Below are 23,640 nucleotides of genomic sequence, written 5' to 3' on the forward strand. Positions count from 1 at the left end.
ATGCGGAGATGAGCCAAGACTGGCCGCAACTGGAGTATCTGGGCTGGCGCGAGACCTGTTCTGCCCTGCATCTTTACCTGCAGATCGCGGGGAAGTACCGGCTCGTCCGCACCCCGTGGCTCAATCATTCCTGGAATGCCACGTTCTACGTCACGCCGCGCGGCCTGACCTCCTCGCTGATCCCGGACGGGCCGGGCATCGAGATCGCCTTCGATTTTGTCGATCATGCGCTGCGGGGGACCAGCGGCGACGGCAGAACGGCCAGCTTTGCCCTCGGTCCCTCGACGGTGGCGGAGTTTCACGCGCAATTCCGGGATCTGGTTGCAACGCTTGGCGGCACGCCGCGCTTCAGCGGGGTGCCGAACGAGGTGCCCTTTCCGGTGCCGTTCAGCGAGGACCGGCGCGACAGGCCCTATGACGGTGCTGCGGTGCAGCGTTTCCATGCGGCTTTGCTGGCGATTGACGGCGTGTTCAAGACCTTCCGCTCCTCCTTCTTGGGCAAATCGAGCCCGGTCCATCTTTTCTGGGGCAGCTTCGACATGGCGGTGACCCGCTTTTCGGGGCGCCGCGCGCCGCTGCATCCAGCTGGCATCCCCACATTGCCCGACAACATCGCGCATGAAGCCTATGACCGGGAGGTGTCCTCGGCTGGGTTCTGGCCCGGCGGCGGCGGGATCGATTATCCGGCCTTCTACGCCTATGCCTATCCGGAGCCGAAAGGTTTCCGCACGGCGCCAGCCGGACCGGACGCCGCTTTCTGGCATGAAGGCCTGTCGGAATTCATCCTGCCCTATGACGCCGTGCAGTCCTCATCCGACCCCAAGGCGGTCCTGCTGGAATTTCTGACGGCGACCTACGAGGCTGCGGCTGATCTGGCGGGATGGGACCGCGATGCTCTGGAATGCGCAGAGGGACGGCCCGGCGCACCCCGTGCGCATGATGCCGAGGTGCCGCGCCCGCATGACGCGGCGGTAGATGTGACGGTCGAGCGGCAGGATGCGGCAGCCAAGGGCCGCTACTTCGCGGTCGTCGGCGGCGTGGTGGCGGAAATGACCTACAGCCGGGTCAGCACCGACATGATCATCATCGACCATACGGATGTTCCAGCCGCCCTGCGCGGCCAGAAGATCGGCGAGCAGCTGGTGAGGAAGGCGGTGGAGGATGCCCGCCGCGATGGGGTGGTCATCGTCCCGCTCTGTCCGTTCGCCAAGGCGCAGTTCGGGCGCCATGCAGACTGGCAGGATGTCGTCGCGAAGCCCTGACCGTCTGGTTCCGGTACCGGCCAGCGGCTTGTCCGCCGTGTCGCTGACGAAGCACAAGCGCAGGTGACGGCGCCGCGCGCCGTCGCCCTGTCCACCCATCGTCATGAGGGGGGCGGTCAGACGGGGCGGGCCCGGGTCGCGTCTCCGGCGTCGTTGAACGTGTGAAGCTCTTTCTGCCTTGGAGTCACGAAGACCGCGTCGCCTGCGCGCAGCTCCACATTGCCGGGACCCCGCACCGAAATCAGGCTGTCATCCTCGCGCAGATGGACATGCAGGAACGTGTCGGATCCCAGATGTTCGGCCACGCCGACCCTGCCCGCCCACAGGCCGGACTCGGTCGACAGATCAAGATGTTCGGGGCGGATGCCGATGGCTGCGGCACCGGAGCGGGCGGCGTAATCCCCTGTCAGGATGTTCATTTTTGGCGATCCGATGAATTCGGCCACGAAGCGGTTGCGCGGGTATCTGTAAAGCTCCAGCGGCGATCCGACCTGTTCGACCTGACCATTGTTCAGGACCACGATCTTGTCCGCCATGGTCATGGCTTCGACCTGATCATGGGTCACATAGATCATGGTCGTCTGCAGCCGCTCGTGCAGCTCGGAAATCTCGAGCCGCATTCCGACCCGTAGCGCGGCATCCAGATTGGAAAGCGGCTCGTCAAACAGGAAAGCGGCAGGTTCGCGGACGATGGCCCTGCCGATGGCAACGCGCTGCCGCTGGCCGCCGGACAGCTGGCCGGGGCGCCGGTCCAGATAGTCGGTCAGGTTCAGGGTCGCGGCGGCCTGCTCGACCTTCTTGCGCGCCGCGGCGGGATCCATCCCGGCCATGCGCAGCGGGAAGCCGATGTTTTTCCGTACCGACATATGCGGATACAGCGCGTAAGACTGGAACACCATCGCAAGCCTGCGCTTGGCGGGCGGCAGATGCGTGGCCTCGATGCCCGCGATGTCGATGCGGCCCGAGGAGACATCCTCCAGCCCCGCGATCAGGCGCAGCAGCGTGGACTTGCCGCAGCCGGAGGGGCCGACGAAGACCACGAATTCCCCCTCGTCGATCTCGAGGTCGAGCGGCGGGATCACCTGCGCGCTGCCATAGGATTTGGTGACCTGTTTCAGTGTGATGCGAGACATCCGGGTATCCTTTATTTCACGGCGCCGAAGGTGAGGCCACGCACGAGCTGCTTCTGGCAGAACCAGCCGAGGATCATGATGGGGGCGATTGCCATGATCGACGCTGCGGAAAGCTTTGCGTAGAACAGGCCCTGCGGGCTGGAATAGCTGGCGATAAAGGCCGTCAGCGGCGCCGCGCTGGACGCGGTGAGGTTGATTGTCCAGAACGCCTCGTTCCAGGCGAGGATGATGTTCAGAAGGACGGTCGATGCGATGCCGGGCAGGGCGAGCGGCGCAAGGATGAAGAGGATTTCCGAGGTCAGGCCCGCCCCGTCCGTGCGCGCGGCTTCAAGGATCTCGCCGGGGATCTCCTTGAAATAGGTGTAAAGCATCCAGACGATGATTGGCAGGTTCATCAGGCCCAGCACGATGATGAGGCCGATCCTTGTATCAAGCAGCCCCCATTCCCGGAACAGCAGATAGATGGGAACCAGAACCCCGACCGGCGGCAGCATCTTGGTCGACAGCATCCACATCAGGATGTTCTTGGTGTGCCGCCCCGGAACAAAGGCCATGGACCACGCCGCGGGAATGCAGAAAAGCATCGCAAGCAGGGTGGAGCCGACCGAGATGATGACGGAATTCCAGAAATGGAGCGCATAATCGGACCGGCGCAGCACGGTCCGGTAGTTTTCCAGCGTCCAGTCGAAATCGAGGAAGCGGGGCGGGATCGCGACCGCCACGGCCTCGGTCTTGAAGCTTGTCACCAGCGTCCAGAGGACCGGAAAGGCCATGGCGAGCGCGATCACCCATGCGAGGATGGAGAGCGGGACATGCCGCTTTTGCGAAAGATGTGCCAAGATCAGGCCTCCAGATTGCGGCCGATCATCCTCATCAGGAAGATCGCGACGATATTGGCCAGAAGAATCGCAACCACCCCGCCCGCAGAGCCCATGCCGACATCGAACTGCAGCAGCGACTGCATGTAGATGAGATAGGTGAGGTTGGTGGATCCGGTGCCGGGCCCGCCATTCGTGGTGACAAGGATTTCGGCAAAGACCGACAGAAGGAAGATCGTCTCGATCAGGATGACGACGGTGATGGCGCGCGCAAGATGGGGCAGGATGATCTCGAAAAACTTGGCCCGCGGCCCGGCGCCATCCATGTCCGCCGCCTCTAGCTGGTCGCGGTCGAGCGACTGCAGCGCCGTGAGCAGGATGAGGGTCGCGAAGGGCAGCCATTGCCATGTGACGATGATCACCACCGATAGCAGCGGCACATGGGCCAGGAAATCAACGGGCTGCAGCCCGACAGAGGTGGCGAGCCATGCCAGAATGCCATTGACCGGGTTCATGAACATGTTCTTCCAGACCAGCGCGCTGACGGTGGGCATGACGAAGAACGGCGTGATGACAAGGATCCGGATCACGTTGATCCCGTAGATCGGCTGATCCAGCAGCAGCGCCAGAAAGATGCCGCCAAACACCGACAGGACCAGCACCCCGCCGACGAGGATCAGGGTATTGAGCATGGCGGCGGTGAAGGCCGGATCGGTCACGAAGAACTCGTAGTTCATCAGTCCGGCGAATTCCTGCATCCCGGGCATGAGCAGGTTGTATCGCTGAAACGAGAAATAAAGCGTCATCACCAGCGGGACGATCATCCATCCCAGCAGCACAAGGACCGCCGGGGACAGCATGAGCCGCCCGGCAGCGCGCGAAGATTTCGTCGACATGTGGGGCTCCTGATGCAGGGGTCAGGTCGGGCGCTTCGCCCGACCCATGGGCTGCGGGGCCGAGGTCACCAGCAGGTAAAGCCGCCGTCGGCCACGACCGTGGTGCCGGTCATCAGGCTGGACGCGTCAGAGGCGAGGAAATGCACGACGGAGGCGATCTCGTCGGGCCGCCCCATCCGGTGCATCGGCGTGTCGCGCAGCCAGACATCGATCATTCCGGCATTGTCGTGCCGGTAGGAGGTCATCTCGGTCTCGATATAGGTGGGGGCCACCGCATTCACGCGCACCCCGCGATCCGCCCATTCCGCAGCAAGCGAGGAGGTCATCTGATGCACCGCCGCCTTGGCCGCATTGTAATAGGTCTGTTTCTGCGGACGGTTCGAGATGATGCCGGACATCGACCCGATATTGACGATGGCGCCGCCGCCACTGGTCAGCATGTGCCGGGCAAAAGCCCGGTTGCACCAGAAGACGCCGTTATAGTTCACGTCATTCACGTTCAGCCAGTGTTCGTCGGTCGTGTCTTCGGCGGCAACGCCAGAGCGCGCGATGCCGGCATTGGCCACCAGCACATGCACCTTGCCAAAGGTCTCGTTCAGTTCGGCAGCAAGGGCTTCGACATCCTGCGGCTTGGTGACGTCAAGCTCGCGGGTCTCGACCTCGAAGCCAAGAGCGGCCATCTTTTTCTGCCCCTCTGCGGCAATCTCGGGCGAGATATCGGCAATCACCACCTTGGCGCCGAATTCGCAGAGCGCCTGAACGCAGCTCAGGCCAATTCCCTTGCCACCACCGGTCACGACGGCAATCTTGCCGTCCAGTCTGAATTTGTCGGCAAACATGGTGTCTCCTCCCATTGCGACAGTTGAGTTTCGGGGTCAGTCGATAAAGGGATGACGGCCCGGCTGATTGAATTTTTCCCGGCGCACGTTCAGGAGCTTTTCCACCTGATCCGCGTTGAATTCGTTGGCCCCGCCATAAGCGGCCGCGAGATAGACAACCTTCGCGTAGTAATCGAGGGCCTCCATCTTGAAATAGGCGCTTTGCAGATCGTGCCCGTAGGACAGGGCGCCGTGGTTCTCCAGCAGGATGGCGTCGTGCTTGTCCAGCGCAGGAATGATGGCGTCGCAAAGCTCGGTGGTGGAGGGCAGCCCGTAGGGGGTCAGCGGCACCTCGCCCAGAAACATCGTCGATTCCGGCATGATCTGCTGGGTCAGCGGCTTGCCGCAGATGGCGTGCACGGTGGCGTAAAGCGGGTGGGCATGAACCACGGCTTTTACGTCCTCGCGGCGGTCATAAACACACAGATGCATCTTCATTTCTGTGGAGGGCCGGTAGGCGCCTGCCTCGACCAGCTCGCCGGAGCGGTCGATCCGGCAGATCATGTCCGGGGTCATGAAGCCTTTCGACACGCCGGTCGGGGTGCACAGCAGCGTGCCATCGTCCAGCAGAACCGAGATGTTGCCATCATTGGCAGCGCCCATGCCGCGGTTATACGCCCTGCGCCCGATTTCGCAGATGAACTCCCGGAGTTCCTTGTTGTCCATCACTGAGTCCTCCCTTTCACGGGAGAGAAAAGCAAGTCAGGGCAATCAAGTCAACACAAAACAACAACAATCCACATAAACGCAGGAAATACTATTGGGGGAACAGCAGTTCGACCCCGGCAGCCTCTGCCGCCTCGCGCCACTCCTTCGGAGGGGTGCGGTCGGTGATCAGCGTATCCACCTGCGACAGGTCGCAGACCGCGATCAGCCCGGTCTGGTCAAACTTGGAATGATCCGCGAGCAGGCAGACCCGCCTTGAGGCCATGATGAAGGCGCGTTTCAGCTCGGCGTCGGCGAGGCTCGCATCCATGACGCCTTTCTCCAGAGACAGCGCCTTGCAGCTGATGAAGCAGATGTCTGCGGCAAAGCGCTGGATGTTATCGATGGCGATCTGGCTCGCCAGCGTCAGGGAGCGGTGACGCAGCTCGCCACCCACCGAAATCACCGTATGCGGCGCGCTTGCGGTGCTGGCCAGAATCCTTACCGAATTGGTGATGATCGTGACGTCGCGCGCCTGCGACATCTGTGGCAGAACCTCGAAACTGGTCGAGGAACTGTCGATCATCACCGCATCGCCCTCGGAGACGAGCGAGGCCGCAACCGCCGCCAGAGTCCGCTTTTCCGCAATATTGGTGATCTGCCGGGTCGGATAGGGCAGGTCTTCGGGATCGTCCTTTGCGGCAAGGACGGCGCCGCCATAGGTGCGGGAAATCTGCCCGCTTTTTTCAAGCTTCAGCAGATCCCGCCGGATCGTTTCTTCCGAAACCCCGTAGCGCGTGCTCAGATCCGAGACCAGAACGCTCCGGTCACGGCCGATGGACTCCATGATGAGCTTCTGCCGTTCTACCGCGAGCATGGCATCCTCCCCGTTGTATCGGGTCGTGAGTGCTCAGGAAAATAGCTCTGGGTCAAGCCGGACGTGGCGATGAGCCGCCGCGCCGCCGCAAGGTCAGGGATCACGCCGAGGGCAATCAGCTGCAGGGCGCCATTGCCCATGGCGCTGGCCTCGACCGGGCCCGCAGCCACGGGGCGCCCCACACGATCCGCCAGAAGCGTGCAGAAATAGGCATCGCGCGCGCCGCCGCCGCCCACCCTAAGGCAGCTGACGGGGGCGCTGGTCAGTTCTTCGATCGCCTCGATCCCCGCACAGACCGCCGTGCACAGGCCGTCATAAACGGCAAAGGCGGCGGCCTGCGGCGTAAAGCTGGTCCCCATCTGCGCCCGCAGCGAGTGCAGGAAACCTTCGGCTGAGCCAAGCTCCAGCCGTGCCAGATCGACACGGGCCGCCGCGCCCTGCTTTGCGAGCGCCGCGAGATCCTCGAACCCGTAAACCGTGCCGCTTTCGCGCGACAGCCCGTCCCGCAGGAGGCGCAGCAGCAGCGTTCCTTCCAGACTTTTTGTCATCAGATGGCGCCCCTCGACCCCGCCTTCGGCGCCGAACCCTTTGTCCAGCGCGGCAGCCGGGATCGACAGGGACTCGAACCCGAGCAGGTTCCAGCTTCCGGCGACAAGATAGGCCTCGCCCGCCTGCAGGGGCAGGCCGCAGACGGCGCTGGCGGTGTCATGCCCGGCCACGGCAATCACCGGCAGAGCCTTGGCACCCGTGCGTCGCCTGACCTCGGGGCGCAGGGCGCCCCGCACGGTCGCGGGGGTGAGGAGATCGGCCATCAAGTGTCCGGGAAGTTTGGCCTTTTCAAGTATCTCGCGGGACCAGCCCTCATGCACCGAATGAAGCCCCGTTGTCCGCGCCAGAGTCAGGTCGCTGCCAAGGATGCCGGTCAGGTGATGGGCCAGCAGATCGGCCATCATCAGGACGCGGTCGGCCCGCGCGATGATCCGGGGCCGCTCGTTCTGATCCGCGATCAGCTGAAACAGCGTGTTCACGTTCAGAACCTGCGCCTGCGTGGCCTGCGCAAGCGCCGCTGTCGGGATGCCTGAGGCGGCAAAGCCTCTGGCCGAGCGCGGATCGCGATAATGCCACGGATCCTCCAGCAACTGCCCCTCGGCGGTCAGATAGCCAAAATCCAGCCCCCATGTATCAATGCCCACGGAGCACAGGTCGTAACCCTGGTCCAGCGCCGCGCGGATGCCCGTTTCAAGCTGATCAAACAGCCGCGCCGCGTTCCATCGCAGACCCTCTGGCGAGCTATATTCTGCGCTTGGAAACCGCATGACCTCTGCCGCCGCAAGGCTGCAGCCATCCGAGGTGACCGCCACCGCGCGTCCACTTCCGGCGCCAAAATCGAAGGCAAGGCAGGTCTTCGGCTCATTGCTCATCTGGGACATCCTCCTTGCGTCAGGATGAGCATCCCGCACTCGTCGTGTAAAGTCCACAGAATCATGTTGTTTTGATTGTAGCCGTGTGGAAATGTGTGGAAATCAGATTCTGAAGGAGGAGACAGATGAAGACGTTTTCAAGATTCTGCACCGTATCCCTGCTTGCGTTTGTAGCAGCGGGTCCGGCCTTGGCGCAGACCGAAATCGTTGTCGCGACGGTCAACAATGCGGACATGATCCGTATGCAGGAAGTCACGTCGGTTTTCGAGGAGGCCCATCCCGAGATTTTGGTGAAATGGGTGACGCTTGAAGAAAACATCCTGCGCCAGCGCGTCACCACCGACATCGCCACGGGGAGCGGGCAATATGATGTCATGACCATCGGCAATTACGAGGTGCCGATCTGGGGCAAGCAGGAATGGCTGGTGCCGCTCGACGACCTTGATGCCGAATATGATGTCGATGACCTGCTGCCGAAGGTGAAGGCGAGCCTGTCCTACGAGGGCACGCTTTACGCAGCACCCTTCTATGCCGAAGCGTCGATGACCTATTACCGGACCGATCTTTTCGAAAAAGCCGGGCTCGAGATGTCCGAACGCCCGGACTGGGAGTTCATCAAGACCGCTGCGGCAGAGGTTCACGACCCGGAGAACGGCGTTTACGGCATCTGCCTGCGCGGCAAGGCCGGCTGGGGCGAGAACATGAATTTCATCACCGCCATGGCCAATTCCTATGGCGCGCGCTGGTTCGATGAAGAGTGGGATCCGCAGTTTGACACAGAGGAATGGAAAGCGACTCTGACCGACTATGTCGACCTGATGCAGAATGCCGGTCCTCCGGGGGCAAGCACCAATGGCGCCACGCAGGCGCTGGCGCAGTTTTCGTCCGGCGGCTGCGGGATCTTCATCGATGCCACCGTCTTTGCCTCGGTGGTGAGCGATCCCGAACAGTCCTCCATCGCGGACAAGGTCGGCTTCGCCTTCTCGCCGGATGCGGGCAAGGGCAAAAGTGCTGTCACGCTGTGGTCCTGGGCACTGGGGATTCCCGCAGCCTCGCGGAATGTCGATGCCGCGAAAGAGTTCATCATGTGGGCGACATCCAAGGAATACACGGATCTGATCGCAGAGCGCTATGGCATCCTGAATGCGCCGCCCGCCACGCGCCAGAGCCTTTATGACAATGACGCCTATCTGGAGGCCGCGCCTTTTGCGCAGCTGACGCTGGAAGCGGTCGATGCCGCCGATCCCGAAAACCCGACCGTCGATCCGGTGCCCTATGTCGGCGTGCAGTTCGTGGCGATCCCGGAATTTCAGGCCTTCGGCACCAGCGTCGGACAGTCCTTCTCGGCGGCGGCAGCCGGGACCATGTCCGTGGATCAGGCGCTGGCCTCCGCACAGTCGCTGACGGAACGCGCGATGCGGCAGGGGGGTTATAGCGAGTAACCGGACCGCGCGTGGCGGCAGACGCTCGCCACGCGACCTGCTACGGCTTGGGGGCTTGCAACGGGACACTCCTGTTCGGGGACCGCCGCACCGGGTCAGGGTCCCGCGCTGAAAGGAAGGCATATGAAAAAGTTCATCAACACGCCAAAACTGGCCGTCCGCGAAGCTCTGGAAGGTCTCGCCGCGTCAAATGATGCGGTCTGCCTTCTGTCTTCCACGAATGTCCTGCTGCGGTCCGACATTCCGTCCGACCCGAAGGACCGGCCCATCGCCATCCTGTCGGGGGGCGGTGCCGGGCACGAGCCCGCCCATGCGGGCTATGTGGGCAAGGGCATGCTGAGCGCCGCCGTGGCGGGGGATGTCTTCACCTCTCCCAGCGTCGATGCGGTGCTGGCGGGGATCAGGGCCTGTGCAGGCCCTGCGGGGGCGGTTCTTGTCGTCAAGAATTACACCGGCGACCGGCTGAACTTTGGTCTCGCCGCCGAACTGGCCCGCGCCGAGGGCATCCCGACCGAGGTGGTGCTGGTGGCGGATGATGTCGCCCTTCTGGAGATGTCGAAGGACAATGCCCGGGGCATCGCGGGCACGGTGCTGGTCCACAAGATCGCCGGGGCCGCCGTGGAGGAGGGCATGGGCTTTGCCGATGTGGTCGCCACGGCCCGGGCCGCTGCGGCGGATCTGGCAAGCATGGGCGTGGCGCTGGATGGCTGCACCCTTCCGGGGGCGGAGCGGTCCGGTTTTGACCTTGGCGAGGACGAGATCGAATACGGCATGGGCATCCATGGCGAAAAAGGCCAGCGGCGTGGCCCGATGGCCGAGGCTGACGAGATCGTCGATGCGGTGATCGGGACGGTGATCGCCCAGCTTGACGCAGGCTCGAACCGCGTGGGCCTGCTCGTCAATGGTCTTGGCAGCACGACCCCGCTGGAGCTTGCCATCGTCGCGCGGCGCGCGGTGATGGGCCTGAAGGCCGCAGGGTTTGTGCCCGAACTGGTCTGGACCGGAAATTTCATGACCGCGCTCGACATGCCGGGCATGTCCCTGACCGCCCTGCCGCTGGACGACCGGCGCGCGGCGCTGCTTGGCGCGCCGACAGCTGTCCGGGTCTGGCCGGTCGAGGCGTCGGCCCCGAAACAGCCGATCATCGTGGAAGACGGCGGCGCCGAAGCGGCGGAGGTTCTTGGCGGCACGGCACGGCCCGAACTGAAACGCGCGGCGCTGGCGGCGGCGACGGCGCTCCGTCAGGCGGAACCAGATCTGACCCGGCTTGATGCCGAAACCGGCGATGGCGATCTTGGCCAGAGCATGCTGCGCGCCGCCGAGGCGCTGGAGGCGCTGCCGGATGGCGCCTTTGCCGATCCTGCGACCCTGCTGGCACAGGCGGGCATGGCGCTGCGCCGCGTCATCGGCGGCAGCTCCGGTCCCTTCTATGCCGCAGCCCTGCTGCGTGCCTCGCAGAAGCTGCAGGGGGTGTCCTCGCCCGGTCCGGCGGACTGGCTTGGCGCGCTCAGGGCCGGGTGCGAGGCGATCTCGGACATGGGGGGTGCCGCCCCCGGAGACCGCACCATGCTGGACGCGCTGGCCGCTGCCCATGAGGCGGGCAATGCACCGGCGGCGGGCGAAACCGTGGCCGCCGCCGCAGCCCGAGGCGCGAAGGAGGGCGCGGCGCGGACCGCCGAGATGCAGGCGAAGTTCGGACGCGCCAGCTACCTTGGCGCCCGCGCGATGGGGCATCAGGATGCGGGAGCGGCGGCCGTGGCCGTGTGGATGCAGGCCCTCGCGTCCTGACCCCGCCCGCCGAGCTTCATTGAACCCCGCCTGACACGCCGCCCCTCTGCCCGCGTCGCCGACATCGTGACAGGCGGGCAGGGGGGCCATCCTCACGACTGCCGTGTGTTGCATACCGGGCCCCGTGGAACCAGACGCGCGCGAATGGCTTGCAGCCGCCGCCGATCTCTCCGCGCCCGACCGCGCTCACGCCAAGACCCAGCCTCCAAGGGGTGCACCCCTTCCGAAGCGTGGCCCGGCTGCTGGTCGCCGCCATGGGCCGTGCGGCCTGCCCGGAAGATCGCGCGCAAGGGCCGGATCCCGCGTGTCCTGCTGATGGATGATGAACTGCCGCCGCGCCCGGTCTGCCGCGCCGCTGCCGGAGGGGATCACATGCGCCGTTGCCTTGACGCGCCCTCCGGGGCCGCGCCATACGGGCAGGGCAGATTTGCATGACGCGCGGGCAGGGTGGTCCGCCGCGGGCGCAATCACGAGGGAGGCCTGATGCCGCGTGACAGTTTCGACGTGCCGCTGGCCGGACTGGGGCCTGGCATGGGGGGCAGCGTCCGGTTCCTGCGCTACGGATCGGCGGAGGCCGCCCCGAAGGCCTATCTTCACGCGGCGCTGCACGCCGACGAGGCGCCGGGGCTGCTGGTGCTGCATCATCTGCGGGATCTGCTGGATGCGGCGGAAGCCCGGGGCGAGATCCTTGGGCAGATCGTCATCGCACCCTTTGCCAATCCGCTGGGCCTGTCGCAGGTGATCCATGGCGATCATCTGGGCCGGTTCGATCTGGCCAGCGGGCAGAATTTCAACCGGGGCTGGCCCGATCTGGCACCAGACCTGATCGCGCGGCTCGGGGCCCGGCTTGGATCCTGCGCCGAGGCCAACCGCGCGCTGATCCGGGCCACGATCCGCGACATCCTTGCCGCGCGCCGAGCCTCGTCGCCGCTCCAGTCGCTGTTCGGCGTGCTTGCCGCCGAGGCGTTTGACGCGGATCTGGTGCTGGACCTGCATTGCGACGATGAAGGGCTCATGCATCTGTTCCTGCATCCCGAGATCTGGCCGCAGATGCAGGATCTGGCCGCAGGGCTGGGCTGCCATGCCGTGTTTGCGCAGCGGGGGGCCGCAGGTGGACCCTTTGCTGCCGCCTGCATGGAGCCGTGGCTGCAGCTTGCGGCAGCCTTCCCCGACCACCCCGTGCCGGTGGGCTGCCAGAGCGCCACGGTCGAACTGCGGGGCTTTGCCGATGTCTCGGACGGGCTGGCGCGGGCTGATGCCTTGGCGCTGATGGACGCGCTGCGGCGGCGCGGCTATCTGGCGGGCCCGGTGCCGCCCGCGCCGGATCCCCTCTGCGCAATGACCGACTTTGCGGCCTGCGACATGCTGCGGGCCCCCGGCTTTGGCGTCATCGTCTATCACGCGGCGCTGGGGGAGCGGGTGAGCAAGGGTCAGATGGTGGCGGAGATCGTCGATCCGTCCGGCAGCGGCGCCGCCGCCCGGACGCCGGTTCTGGCCTGCACCGACGGGCTCGTGCTGACGCGCAGGCTGAAGAAGCTGGTGGCGGCCGGGCAGGTGATCGCCAAGATCGCGGGGGAGGTGCCCCTGCCGCACCGCAGCGGCTATCTGCTGGAGGACTGAGGCGCCCCGTCAGTCCGCCCGGAAGCGGATATGCGGCGCACCGCCCTGCGGGGCGAGGCTGATCTCTGCCTCCACCCGGAAGACATCGCGCAAGAGCGCCCGGGTCAGCACCGTTTCGGGCGTGCCGCTGGCGATGATCCTGCCGCCCTGCAGCACGATGATCCGGTCGCAGAACATCGCCGCAAGGTTGAGGTCGTGCAGGGCGATGATGCTGGTCAGGTCAAGATCGCGCACCATGCGCAGGATTTCGATCTGGTGGTGGATGTCGAGATGGTTGGTCGGCTCGTCAAGAAACATCACCCGGGGCGACTGCGCGAGCGCGCGGGCGATATGGACCCGCTGGCGTTCGCCGCCCGACAGGGTCTGCCATGGCTGCGCGCGCCGGTCGGTCATGTCGACCCGGGCCAGCGCTGCGGCGACGGCGGCCTCGTCCTCCGCCGACCAGCCCGCAAGTGCTGACCGGTGCGGCGTCCGGCCCAGCCGGACCACGTCGCGCACCGACACATTGGTGTCCGTCGCCGCACTCTGCTGCACGAAAGCCACCTGCCGCGCGAGGAGGCGCCGCGGCACATGGGCAATGTCCTGCCCGTTGATCTCGATCCGGCCGGAGCTGGGCCGTTTCAGCCCCGCAAGCAGCCGCAGCAGCGAGGATTTGCCCGAGCCGTTGGGGCCGATCAGCCCCAGCGTCTCGCCCTGCGCCACGGACAGCGACACATCCGACACGATGGTCCTGCGCCGGACGCCCCAGATCAGATGGGAGGCGGTGACGGTCATGTCTGCGGCCTTGAACGGTAAAGAATGATGGCGAAGAAGGGCACGCCGACCAGCGCCGTGACCACGCCGATGGGCACGATCTGCTGGGGCACGATCACCCGCGACGCGATGTCCGCGAGCACGAGGAACACCGCCCCGATGGCGGCGCAGGCGGGCAGCAGGCGCAGATGCATCGGCCCCACGATGTAGCGGGCGGCATGGGGCACGACGAGGCCGACAAAGCCGATGGCGCCCACCATGCTGACGATGGTCGCGGTCATCATCGCGGTGATCCCGAACAGGATCAGCCGGATCCGCGCCACGGGCACGCCAAGCGCGCTGGCATCCTCGTCCCCGAAGGTGAAGGCGTCGAGCGACCGGGCCATCCACAGGCAGACCGCAAGACCCAGCACGACCACAAGGACCAGCAGCTGGAAATCCGGCCAGCGCACGCCGCCGAAGCTGCCAAGCAGCCAGAACATCACGTCGCGCGCCTGCTGGGCATTGCCCGACGTGGTGACGATGTAAGAGGTGAGCGCGTTGAACAGCTGCGACGCGGCGACCCCGGCAAGGATGGTGTGATTGGGCCCGCTTGTCGCGCCATTGGACAGCAGGGCGACCAAAGCAAAAGCGGCGAAGGCGCCGGCAAAGGCGCCCATGGACAGCGACAGCCCACCCGCGCCGATGCCCAGCACGATGACGCAGACCGCGCCGGTGGAGGCCCCGGCAGAGACCCCCAGCACGAAAGGCTCCGCCAGCGCATTGCGCAGCAGCGCCTGCAGGATCGCCCCGCACAGCGCCAGCCCCGCCCCGGCCAGCGCCGCCACCAGCGCCCGGCTCAGCCGCAGATCCCAGACCACGCTCTGCTCGATGGGCGGGATCTCGGCGCCGGTCAGGCCAAGCCCGTTGGTGACCGCCAGAAACACGGTGCCCAGCCCGATGGCATAATCCCCGATCGCGGTCGCCACGGCCACGGCAAAGACAAGCACGACAAGGGTAAAACCCAGAAGCAGGACGAGCCCGGCCGTCCCGCTTCCGACGTCATCGACCGTTTTCACGGCAGATCAAGCGTCTTGAGCTGCTCGGCCAGCTCTTCGGCGCCATAAAGCGTGCGGATGCTCGGGTTCATTGCCGCGCCGCTCATCACCACGATGCGGCCCGCCTTGACCGCCTCCATCTGGCTGACCGTCGGATCGCTGGTCAGATAGGCGATCTTGGCCTCGGCATTGTCCAGCTCCCAGCGGTCCCGGTCGACCTGAGTGGCGACAAAGACGGCGGGATTGGCGGCCATGATGCCTTCCCAGCCCAGCGTCGGCCATTCGGCCTCGGTCTGCAGCGCGTTGGTGCCGCCAAGAATGTCCGCGATATAGCCCGACGGCCCGTTGCCGCCGCCCAGATAGGCGTCATCGGCGGGCGAGGGGCTGGAGAACCAGAACAGGAAGGTCAGATCCTCGTTGCGCGCAAACTCCGCCCGCAGCCGCGCCTCGCGCTCCTTGAACTCCGCAATCAGCGCCTCGCCGCGCTCGGCCACGTCAAAGATGCGCGCCAGATCGTCGATTTCCTGATAGAGCAGATCCATGGTCCAGAGGTTGTCGCGGCTGCCATAGGCGTCCCGGGCATCCAGCGCGGTGGTGCAGGCACTGGGCGACAGATAGGTCGGGATGTCGAGCTTTTCGAAATCCTCGCGCTTGGCGACCTTGCTGTCCGGGCCCATCAGCGTCAGCAGCATCGCGGGCACAAAATCCGGCTGTTTGGACAGCACCGCTTCCAGCGTCGGAAATTCGACGGTCAGCACATCGACCTTGCTGTTCGCCTCCTCAAGGTCCGGCAGCACGCTGTTCGGCCAGAAGGCGGTGGCGGCCATGCGGTCCTCGAGCCCGAGCAGCAGCAGGATCTCGGCGCTGTTCTGCCCAAGAGCCACGGCGCGTTCGGGCGCCTTGTCGAAGGTGACCTGCTGCCCGCAGTTTTCCAGCGTAAGCGGATAGCGGGTCGGCTCGGCCTGCAGCGCGGTGCAGAAGACGGCTGCGGCAACGCCGCCGACCGCCGCAAGGCATGTGTTGCGCATGATGTGCTCCATATCCGACAAAATTTGTCGGCATGCCGTAGGCCGAGGCCAGACGGAAATCAAGAGCCTTTCCGCCAGAGCCGCGCCGTGGCCGCAAGGCCGCTGCCGCGCGCCTCAGGTTGGCGCGCAGTCGGAAAAGCCGCGATAGCCGACGGTCAGCCCCTGATCGAGCGCAAAGACCAGCTCGGCACTCTGGCGCCAGTCGGCCTGCTCGCCCAGATCCCGCAGCGTGACCGTGATGCCGGGGGCGGAAAAGGTGGTCGGGCCGTCCTGCGGATCGTCCTCCGCCTCCAGCGTCACCAGCACGCCGTTGAGCTTCAGCGCGGCGGTGCCCTCGGTATCCGCCCAGAGAACGGGATCACTGACCGGGCTGCGGTGAAAGCTGCAGCTTGGCGCGGTCCCCAGCAGCGGGGCGGCCTCGTCTTCGGGCAGCGGGGCAAGGTCAAGCTGGCTGACAAGCGTATTGGCCAGCGCATCCGCGACGCTGCCCGATCGGGCGGGCGGATCGTGATAGACCTCCTCTGCCGTGGCGCCGCTGGTGGTTTCGGCGATCAGGTAACGCATCTCGGCGATCTCGCGGCGTTGCGCCGCAATGATCTCGTCGGCCAGCTTGCGCACCCGTGCATCGCGGATCTGCGCGCGTTCCGAGGTCATGATGGCGATCGAATGATGCGGGATCATCGCCCGCATGTAGCTGGGGCCCGACACCGTGGCCTGACCGCGCACCAGCCACAGCATCCCGCCAAACACGACCACCGCACCCGCAAGGATCGCAAGGTTCAGGCGCCGGTTGCGATACATGCCAAGCATGTAGGCCAGCATGATGACGGCCATGGTCGCCCCCATCAGCAGCGCCATGTAGGCCCGGGTTTCGGAAAAGAACACATGCTCCATGGCATAGGTGTTCAGATACATCAGGACGAACATCACCACCGTGGACGTGAGGATCATCAGACCGAAGCGGATATAGGACATGTCTCGCCTTCCTGACTGCTGGCGGGTGGGCGGGCTGCTGCTCCCGGGGCTGGGCTGTCAACAGGCCCGCGCCGCCAAGGTTCCCGCAGGCAGGGCAGCAGGCCGGGCGCGGGGCGCCCGGTGCTTGGAGATCAGCGGCGGTAAAGCACCATGCCGCCGTGATGCAGCACGTCCGGTTCGACAAACTCGCCATCGGCGGTGAAGCCGGTGTCGTCCCAATACTCGATATGGCTGCCGGTGACCTCGTAACGCCCCTCATAGGCGCGTTCGCGCGTGCCCCGGGCCTCGACATAGCGGCCATTGGGCAGAAGTTCGTGCCGCACGCGATTGTCGGCGGTGACCCACATCCCGACATAAGGATGGGGCGCGTCGCTGCGGGCGGGATCGGCGCCAAGGGCCAGCAGCGCGGCGGCAAGCAGGGTGGTTTGTGTCATCTTGGACCTCAGTTCGGGGATGCGGTGGGGCGGATGGTGATTTCGCTGGTGTCGACGCTCTGCGGCGCCTCGATCAGCTGGCGCACGGCGCGGGCGATGTCGGCGGGCTGCAGCGCGATGGCGCGGTAGCCGTCCATGGCCGCCTGCGTTTCGGCATGGGTGATGGTGGCGGCAAGCTCGCTTTCCACCACGCCGGGATTGACGCAGGTGACGCGGATGGCACGGCTTTCCTGCCGCAGCCCGTCAGAGATGGCGCGCACCGCAAACTTGGTGCCGCAATAGACCGCCGCCGTCGGCACTGCCTGCAGCGCCCCGATGGAGCCAATGTTGATGATCTGGCCCGCGCCCTGCCGGTCCATCACCGGCAGCACCGCGCCGATGCCCCAGAGCACGCCCTTGATGTTCACATCCACCATCCGCTCCCACTCGTCGAGCTTGCCCGCAGACATCGGCGACAGCGGCATGATCCCCGCATTGTTCACCAGCACGTCGATGCGCCCCCAGAGATCAAGCGCGGTCTGCGCAAAGGCCTGCATCGCGGCGCGGTCTGTGACGTCAAGCGCCGCCGTGGCGACGGTGCCGCCCGCGCCGCGCAGCTCGGCGGCGATCTCCTCCAGCCGGTCGGTGCGGCGCGCGCCCATCAGCACCTTCGCGCCCCGTCCCGCGAGATCGCGCGCGATGCCCGCGCCGATCCCGCTTGAGGCGCCGGTGATCAGAATGACCTTGTCCATGGCTTTCTCCTTGTCAGCCTGTTGCCGGCACAAGATGGACAGGCTGCGCTGTCCACGGTATTCCCCCGGTGCTGGACTGGGCGGTTAGCCCTGCTGGACACCGGAGGCGCCGCATGGACCTGAACCTGCTGCCGCTGCTGCTTGCCGTGGCCGAAGAACGCAACTTCCGCGCCGCCGCCGACCGGCTTGGCGTCACCCGCTCTGCCGTCAGCCAAGGGGTGCGGCGGCTGGAGGATGGCCTGGGGATCCAGCTGGTGATGCGCACCACCCGGTCGGTGCGGCTGACAGAGGCGGGGGCGCGGCTGGTCGACAGCCTGCGCGGGCCGATGGCGGCGGTGCAGGGCGCGCTGGAGGCGCGCGAGGAGGCGCCGCGCGGCAGGCTGCGGCTGGCGGTCACCTCCATCGCGCATGACTTCCTGTCGGGGCCGCTGCTGGCACGCTTTGCCGAAGCCTATCCGCAGGTGACGCTGGACGTGACCGTGACCGATGACGAATTCGACATCGTGGCACATGGCTATGACGCGGGCGTCCGGCTGGGCGAGGTGATCGAGCAGGACATGATCGCCGTGCCGGTCAGCGGCCCGCAGCGCGAGGTGGCGGCGGCCTCTCCGGCCTATCTGGCGCGGCGGGGTGCTCCGGCCCATCCCCGCGACCTGCTGGATCACCGCTGCATCGGCTGGCGGCCCGCGCCCGACACCGCGCCGTGGCGGTGGGAATTTGTCGAAGAGGGCAGGCCCTTCGATGTCATGGTGAATCCGCAGATCACCACCAATGACCTGACGCTGATGCTGCGGCTGGCGCTGGCGGATGGCGGCATCACGTTTGCGCCTTGGGACTGTCTGGGCGCGCATGTCCGGAGCGGGGCTCTGGTGCCGCTTCTGGAGGAGTATCTGCCGCCCTTCCCGGGGTTTTCGCTGTATTTTCCGCAGCGCCAGAACATGGCCCCGAAGCTGCGCGCGCTCATCGACCATATCCGCGCCGCACGCGGCTGAAAAGCGGCCGCATCCGGCATAGCGGGCGGGCCGGGGGCGGCGGCACGCCGCGTGCCTTGCGGGTCTGGTGCAAGAATTCTGTGAACCCTTCGGGCGCGCAGGGGTTTTAGACCTGACGACGGCCAGTCACGGAGGCTACTTATGTCGCATCCCAGACGCTATTTCCCCGCACTTGGCGCAAGGCGTGCCGCCTGCGCGGTCTTCCTGCTGGACCATGGCGCAGGCCAGTGCCGGACGGGGGCGCCATGACCCCCGACAGCCTGCCCCGCGATCCCGCCCCCGATGCCACGCTGGCGCTGCTGCGGCAGGGCTACCGCTTCATCCCCGACCGCTGCGCCCGGTTTGGCGGCGATGCCTTCCGCACCCGGCTTCTGGGGCGCGAGGTGCTTTGTTTCAGCGGTCCGCGCGGGGTGCGGCTGCTTTACGGGGCAGGCGGGCTGACCCGCCAAGGCGCCATGCCACCCACCGTGCTGCGCCTGCTGCAGGACAAGGGCAGCGTCCAGCAGCTGGAGGGGGCGGCGCACCGGCACCGCAAGGCGCTGTTCCTTCGGCTGCTGGTCGAGGAGGAGGCGGGCGAGACGCTGGCCACCGACTTCCGGCGCGCATGGGCGGAGCGGCTGCGGCAGCAGGGAGAGACCCGCGTGCTCGACAGCGCCAGCGACACGCTGGCAGAGGTCGCCTGCCGCTGGGTCGGTTTCGGGCCGCAGATCAGCGCCGATGCGGATCTGCGGCGCGCGCTTTACCTGATGAGCGCGCGCACCGGATCGGTCGGGCCCCGCGTGCTGATGGCGCTGCTGCGGCGCAGGCGGGTGGAACGGCGGCTGGCCCGCGCGCTGGACACGCTGGCGCCGGGCAGTCCGGGCCATCGCATCGCGCGCTTTGCCGAAGACGGCAGGCCGCTTCCGCCCGAGGTGGCGGTGGTTGAAATCCTCAACCTGCTGCGCCCCATCGTGGCCGTGGGCCGCTACATCGCCTTTGCCGCGCGGATCTTGGTGGTAGAGCCGCGCTGGATCCCGTGGCTGCGCGCGGCGGAGGATCCGGAGCTTGAGGCGTTCTGCGAGGAACTGCGCCGCACCTCGCCGTTTTTCCCGATGACGGCGGCACTCACCACCCGCCCGGTCCGGCACGAGGGGCTGGACCTGCCCGAAGGTCAGTGGCTGCTGGCGGATCTGTGGGGGCCGATGCAGGCCGCCTCTGCCTTCGCCCGGCCCGAAGACTTTGACCCGGCGCGGGGGCAGAGCTGGCGCGGGCAGGACAGCGCCTTTGCCCCGCAGGGCGCGGGGGATCTGGCCAGCACGCATCGCTGCCCCGGCGAAAAGGTGACGCTGGCGCTGATGGCGGCGGGGCTGAAGGTGCTGTGCCGCGATCTGGACTGGCACGCGCCGCCACAGGATCTGTCCGTGGCGCTGAACCGGGTGCCTGCCCGGCCCGAAAGCGGCGTGATCCTGAGCGGGATCACCCCCCGCGCCTGAGACCCCTATCTTCGCCATCCGAAGGAAGAGCCCATGTCAGCCACCGACCGAGACGCGGAACTTGTCTACGCGATCACCCACCGCGGGACACCGCCCGATCCGCCGGAATGGTGGCGCGGCGCGGTGTTCTACGAGGTCTATACCCACTCCTTCCGGGACACGATGGGCAACGGGCTGGGCGACATCCCCGGCGTCACCGAAAAGCTGGACTATATCCGCGATCTTGGCGTGGACGGGCTGTGGCTGACGCCGTTCTACCCCTCGCCACAGCAGGACAATGGCTATGATGTCAGCGATTTCTGCGGCGTGCATCCGCCTTTTGGCACGGTGGAGGATGTTCAGACCCTGATCGACCGCGCCCATGCGCTGGATCTGAAGATCATGTTCGACTTTGTCTTCGGCCATACCTCTGACGAACATCCGTGGTTTGCGGAAAGCTCTGCCTCGCGCGACAATGACAAGGCGGACTGGTATGTCTGGGCCGATCCCGCCCCCGATGGCGGCCCGCCCAACAACTGGATCAGCTCTTTCGGCGGGCGGGCATGGCGCTGGGTGCCCGCGCGGGCGCAATACTGCTACCGCCCATTTCTGGACTGCCAGCCCGCGCTCAACCTGCGCAACCAGCAGGTCATGGCCGAGATGGTCGGCAACATGCGCTTCTGGCTCGATATGGGGCTGGACGGGTTCCGGCTGGATGCCATCCAGTGCCTGAGCCATGACCGCGACCTGCGCTCCAACCCGCCCGCCCGCGCCAGCGAGAACCCCTCGGTCGGGGGCGGCCCCAACAACCCGTTCAAGCAGCAGATCCACCTTTTTGACCGCGACGTGCCGGAGGCCATTCCGCTGCTGCACCAGATCCGCCGCGTGGCCAATGACTATGACCCGCCTCGGGTGCTGATTGGCGAACTGGCCGATGTGGACAGTTCGCGGCTGGCGCCAAAATACACCGTCGACACCGACCGGCTGCACGCGGTCTATGATTTCGACCTCATCAACCGGGCCGACACGCTGCGCGACTGGACGCAGATGCTGGCGCTGCGTTCCAGCTACCTGACGCCGGGATCAAGCCTGAACGTCTTCACCAACCACGATTCCCCCCGCGCCGTGTCGAACCTGATGCCCAAGGCCTGCGCCGCAGGGCGCGACCGGGACGCGGCCAAGCTGCTGCTGTTCCTGCAATGCACGCTGATGGGGGGCGCCATCATCTTTCAGGGCGAGGAACTGGGCCTGACCCAGCCCGACATCCCGGAAGACGAGATCAAGGATCCGTGGGCCAAGGCGCTCTGGCCGGATTTTCAGGGGCGCGATGGCGTGCGCTGCCCGCTGCCTTGGGTGCGGGGGGAAAAGAACTGCGGCTTTTCCACCTCTGACAGCCCGTGGCACCGCGTGCCCGAGGAGCATCATGACCGGTCCGTGGATCAGCAGGAGCGCGATCCTGACTCGGTGCTGGCCTTCACCCGCCGGGTGCTGCGCTGGCGGCGGTCGCTGCCGATGCTGCGGACGGCGGCGGAGCACATCCTTGCCGACACGCCGCTGAAGGTCATCGCCTTTCAGCGCGAAAAGGCGGGGCAGGCGCTGGTCTGCGCCGCCAATTTCGGCCTTGAGGCGGCCAAGATCACCCTGCCGCGGTCCTCGCTGACGCCGCAGTTTTCCCATGGGGACTTCACGCTGGACGCGGATCACCTGACGCTGGGTCCGCTGGCCGTGATCGCCCTGTCCTGACACCACATCCGGAGGTTTCATGTCCGATCTCACCACCCCTCCCCATCCCGCGCCCGACGCGGCCTCAGAGATCACCGAACGCTGGTGGCATCGCGCGACGGGCTACCAGATCTATCCGCGCAGCTTTGCCGACAGCAATGGCGACGGCATGGGCGACATTCCCGGCATCATCGCGAAACTGCCGCATCTGTCGGATCTGGGCATCGGCTTTGTCTGGCTGTCGCCGGTCTATGCCTCGCCCATGGTCGATAACGGCTATGACATCTCCGATTACCGCAACATCGCCCCCGAGTTTGGCACGCTTGACGATATGGACCGGCTCATCGCGGCGGCACGCGAGCGGGGCATCGGCATCGTGATGGATCTGGTGGTCAACCATTCCTCCTCCCTGCATGCGTGGTTCTGCAAGGCGCGCGCCGCGCGCGACTGCCCCGAGCATGACTATTACATCTGGCGCGATCCCGGCCCCGAGGGCGGCCCGCCCGACGATGCCCGCGCCGCGTTCGGTGGCCCGGCATGGACCTATGTGCCGGAGGTCGGGCAGTATTATTTCCACTATTTCAGCCCGGCCCAGCCCGATCTCAACTGGCAGAACCCCGCCCTGCGCGCCGAGGTTTATGACATGATGCGCTGGTGGCTGGACCGGGGCATCGCGGGCTTCCGCATGGATGTCATCAGCCTGATCGGCAAGGATGTGGATGCCCGCCTTTACGAGGAAGGCCCGCATCTGCACCCCTTCCTGCAGGAGATGCACCGCGAGGTTCTGGCCGGGCGCGACGTGCTGACCATCGGCGAAAGCTGGTCGGTCTCGACCGAGACGGGGCTGCTTTACTGCGGGCGCGACCGGGACGAGCTGGATATGGTGTTCGAATTCAGCCATATCCGCGAAGGCTGGCACCCCGAGCTGGGCAAGTTCGCGCCAAAGCCCTTTGATCTGGTGGCCTTCAAACGGGCGCTGTTCTCGTGGCAGGATCTGACGCGCGAGGATGGCTGGCACGCGCTGTTCCTGTCCAACCACGATCTGCCGCGGCAGGTGTCGTTCTACGCCGATGACCAGCAGTTCCGCCGCGCCGGGGCCAAGATGCTGGCCACCGTGCTGCACCTGCTCAAGGGCACGCCCTTTGTCTATCAGGGCGAAGAGATCGGCATGACCAATGCCCGCTTCGACCGCATCGACCAGTATCGCGACCTTGAAACGCTTAACCATTTCGAGGAGCAGATCGCGCTTGGCGTGGAGCCGGAGGTGTTCATCACCGGTGCCAACCGCAACAGCCGCGACCATTCCCGCACCCCGATGCAATGGAGCGACGCGCCCAATGGCGGCTTCACCACCGGCACGCCATGGATCGAGGTCAATCCGAATTTCTGCGACATCAACGTGGCGCAGGATCTGGGCGATCCCGACAGCATCTTCACGCATTACCGGCGGCTGATCGCGCTGCGCCAGCAGAACGACATCGTGGCCTTCGGCCATACCCGCCAGCTTCTGGCCGCAGATGCCGGGGTTCTGGCCTTTGAACGCAGGCTGGGCGGGCGCCGGATCGTGGTCTTTGCGAACTTCACCCCGCATCCGCAGCGGCGCGATCTGCCCGAAGACGTGACGGGCAGGGGCGAGGCGCTGGTGCACAGCCATGCGCGGCGCGACGAGGTGCCGGGGCAGCTTGACCTTGCCCCCTTCGAAAGCTTCGCCTGCCAGATCTGAGGACGCCCAAGGGC

At 66.1% G+C, this 23,640-nt stretch carries 21 protein-coding genes; 8 read left to right on the forward strand and 13 right to left on the reverse strand.

What is annotated here, in order from left to right:
- The first annotated feature begins 8 nt into the window (after window positions 1-8).
- Window positions 9-1,262: a DUF5996 family protein gene (locus BLR51_RS07445; RefSeq protein ID WP_089845681.1), complete on the forward strand. Its 1,254-nt coding sequence runs from the start codon at window positions 9-11 to the stop codon at window positions 1,260-1,262.
- A 116-nt stretch (window positions 1,263-1,378) separates the two neighbouring features.
- On the opposite strand, the gene BLR51_RS07450 is transcribed toward BLR51_RS07445, so the two are convergent.
- The 7 genes from BLR51_RS07450 to BLR51_RS07480 all read right to left on the reverse strand — a co-directional run bounded on the left by BLR51_RS07450 (window position 1,379) and on the right by BLR51_RS07480 (window position 7,930).
- Entirely contained in the window at window positions 1,379-2,395 is a 1,017-nt protein-coding gene (locus BLR51_RS07450) for an ABC transporter ATP-binding protein (protein WP_089845509.1), read from the reverse strand.
- Between the two features lie 11 nt (window positions 2,396-2,406).
- Window positions 2,407-3,168 (reverse strand): carbohydrate ABC transporter permease, encoded by a 762-nt coding sequence (locus tag BLR51_RS07455; protein ID WP_089845683.1) that lies wholly within the window; start codon window positions 3,166-3,168, stop codon window positions 2,407-2,409.
- 68 nt (window positions 3,169-3,236) lie between these two features.
- Window positions 3,237-4,109, reverse strand: a complete 873-nt coding sequence (locus BLR51_RS07460) for a carbohydrate ABC transporter permease (protein WP_089845511.1) — start codon at window positions 4,107-4,109, stop codon at window positions 3,237-3,239.
- Between the two features lie 65 nt (window positions 4,110-4,174).
- Window positions 4,175-4,948: an SDR family NAD(P)-dependent oxidoreductase gene (locus BLR51_RS07465; RefSeq protein WP_089845513.1), complete on the reverse strand. Its 774-nt coding sequence runs from the start codon at window positions 4,946-4,948 to the stop codon at window positions 4,175-4,177.
- 36 nt (window positions 4,949-4,984) lie between these two features.
- Window positions 4,985-5,653, reverse strand: a complete 669-nt coding sequence (locus BLR51_RS07470; protein WP_165616765.1) for a class II aldolase/adducin family protein — start codon at window positions 5,651-5,653, stop codon at window positions 4,985-4,987.
- A gap of 91 nt (window positions 5,654-5,744) precedes the next feature.
- Window positions 5,745-6,509 carry a DeoR/GlpR family DNA-binding transcription regulator gene (locus BLR51_RS07475; RefSeq protein WP_089845517.1) on the reverse strand — a complete coding sequence of 255 codons (765 nt, stop codon included), beginning with the start codon at window positions 6,507-6,509 and terminating at the stop codon, window positions 5,745-5,747.
- Complete coding sequence (locus tag BLR51_RS07480; protein WP_165616766.1) at window positions 6,497-7,930, reverse strand: rhamnulokinase; 1,434 nt, start codon at window positions 7,928-7,930, stop codon at window positions 6,497-6,499. The genes BLR51_RS07475 and BLR51_RS07480 overlap by 13 nt, the downstream gene beginning before the upstream one ends.
- 125 nt (window positions 7,931-8,055) lie before the next feature.
- Between BLR51_RS07480 and BLR51_RS07485 the strand changes: the two genes are divergently transcribed.
- The 3 genes from BLR51_RS07485 to BLR51_RS07495 all read left to right on the forward strand — a co-directional run bounded on the left by BLR51_RS07485 (window position 8,056) and on the right by BLR51_RS07495 (window position 12,780).
- On the forward strand, window positions 8,056-9,372 hold the full coding sequence (locus BLR51_RS07485; protein WP_089845522.1) for an ABC transporter substrate-binding protein: 1,317 nt from the start codon (window positions 8,056-8,058) through the stop codon (window positions 9,370-9,372).
- A 123-nt stretch (window positions 9,373-9,495) separates the two neighbouring features.
- Window positions 9,496-11,160 (forward strand): dihydroxyacetone kinase family protein, encoded by a 1,665-nt coding sequence (locus BLR51_RS07490; RefSeq protein WP_089845524.1) that lies wholly within the window; start codon window positions 9,496-9,498, stop codon window positions 11,158-11,160.
- A 483-nt stretch (window positions 11,161-11,643) separates the two neighbouring features.
- Entirely contained in the window at window positions 11,644-12,780 is a 1,137-nt protein-coding gene (locus BLR51_RS07495) for a succinylglutamate desuccinylase/aspartoacylase family protein (protein WP_089845526.1), read from the forward strand.
- Window positions 12,781-12,789: 9 nt separating this feature from the next.
- Here the strand turns inward: BLR51_RS07495 and BLR51_RS07500 are convergent, their stop codons facing one another.
- From BLR51_RS07500 to BLR51_RS07525, 6 genes are all read right to left on the reverse strand, one after another.
- A complete protein-coding gene (locus BLR51_RS07500) occupies window positions 12,790-13,554 on the reverse strand; it encodes an ABC transporter ATP-binding protein (protein ID WP_089845527.1) in 765 nt (254 codons plus the stop codon).
- A complete protein-coding gene (locus BLR51_RS07505) occupies window positions 13,551-14,591 on the reverse strand; it encodes a FecCD family ABC transporter permease (RefSeq protein WP_089845529.1) in 1,041 nt (346 codons plus the stop codon). Before BLR51_RS07505 ends, BLR51_RS07500 begins: the two co-directional genes overlap by 4 nt.
- Window positions 14,588-15,598 (reverse strand): ABC transporter substrate-binding protein, encoded by a 1,011-nt coding sequence (locus BLR51_RS07510; protein ID WP_089845685.1) that lies wholly within the window; start codon window positions 15,596-15,598, stop codon window positions 14,588-14,590. The genes BLR51_RS07505 and BLR51_RS07510 overlap by 4 nt, the downstream gene beginning before the upstream one ends.
- A gap of 114 nt (window positions 15,599-15,712) precedes the next feature.
- Entirely contained in the window at window positions 15,713-16,573 is an 861-nt protein-coding gene (locus tag BLR51_RS07515) for a DUF6692 family protein (RefSeq protein ID WP_089845531.1), read from the reverse strand.
- Window positions 16,574-16,704: 131 nt separating this feature from the next.
- Window positions 16,705-17,007 carry an Atu4866 domain-containing protein gene (locus tag BLR51_RS07520; protein ID WP_089845533.1) on the reverse strand — a complete coding sequence of 101 codons (303 nt, stop codon included), beginning with the start codon at window positions 17,005-17,007 and terminating at the stop codon, window positions 16,705-16,707.
- A gap of 8 nt (window positions 17,008-17,015) precedes the next feature.
- Window positions 17,016-17,738: an SDR family oxidoreductase gene (locus BLR51_RS07525; RefSeq protein WP_089845535.1), complete on the reverse strand. Its 723-nt coding sequence runs from the start codon at window positions 17,736-17,738 to the stop codon at window positions 17,016-17,018.
- A gap of 113 nt (window positions 17,739-17,851) precedes the next feature.
- Here BLR51_RS07525 and BLR51_RS07530 point away from each other — a divergent pair, with 113 nt between their 5' ends.
- From BLR51_RS07530 to BLR51_RS07545, 4 genes are all read left to right on the forward strand, one after another.
- On the forward strand, window positions 17,852-18,730 hold the full coding sequence (locus BLR51_RS07530) for a LysR family transcriptional regulator (protein WP_089845538.1): 879 nt from the start codon (window positions 17,852-17,854) through the stop codon (window positions 18,728-18,730).
- Window positions 18,731-18,975: 245 nt separating this feature from the next.
- The gene (locus BLR51_RS07535) at window positions 18,976-20,202 is read left to right on the forward strand and encodes a cytochrome P450 (protein ID WP_089845540.1); all 1,227 of its coding nucleotides are present in this window, start codon (window positions 18,976-18,978) and stop codon (window positions 20,200-20,202) included.
- Window positions 20,203-20,235: 33 nt separating this feature from the next.
- Window positions 20,236-21,924 (forward strand): alpha-amylase family glycosyl hydrolase, encoded by a 1,689-nt coding sequence (locus tag BLR51_RS07540; protein WP_089845542.1) that lies wholly within the window; start codon window positions 20,236-20,238, stop codon window positions 21,922-21,924.
- 19 nt (window positions 21,925-21,943) lie between these two features.
- The gene (locus tag BLR51_RS07545) at window positions 21,944-23,626 is read left to right on the forward strand and encodes an alpha-glucosidase (RefSeq protein ID WP_089845543.1); all 1,683 of its coding nucleotides are present in this window, start codon (window positions 21,944-21,946) and stop codon (window positions 23,624-23,626) included.
- Window positions 23,627-23,640 lie beyond the last annotated feature (14 nt).

It is taken from the genome of Salipiger marinus (genome assembly GCF_900100085.1).
GTDB classification, from domain to species: Bacteria; Pseudomonadota; Alphaproteobacteria; order Rhodobacterales; family Rhodobacteraceae; genus Salipiger; species Salipiger marinus.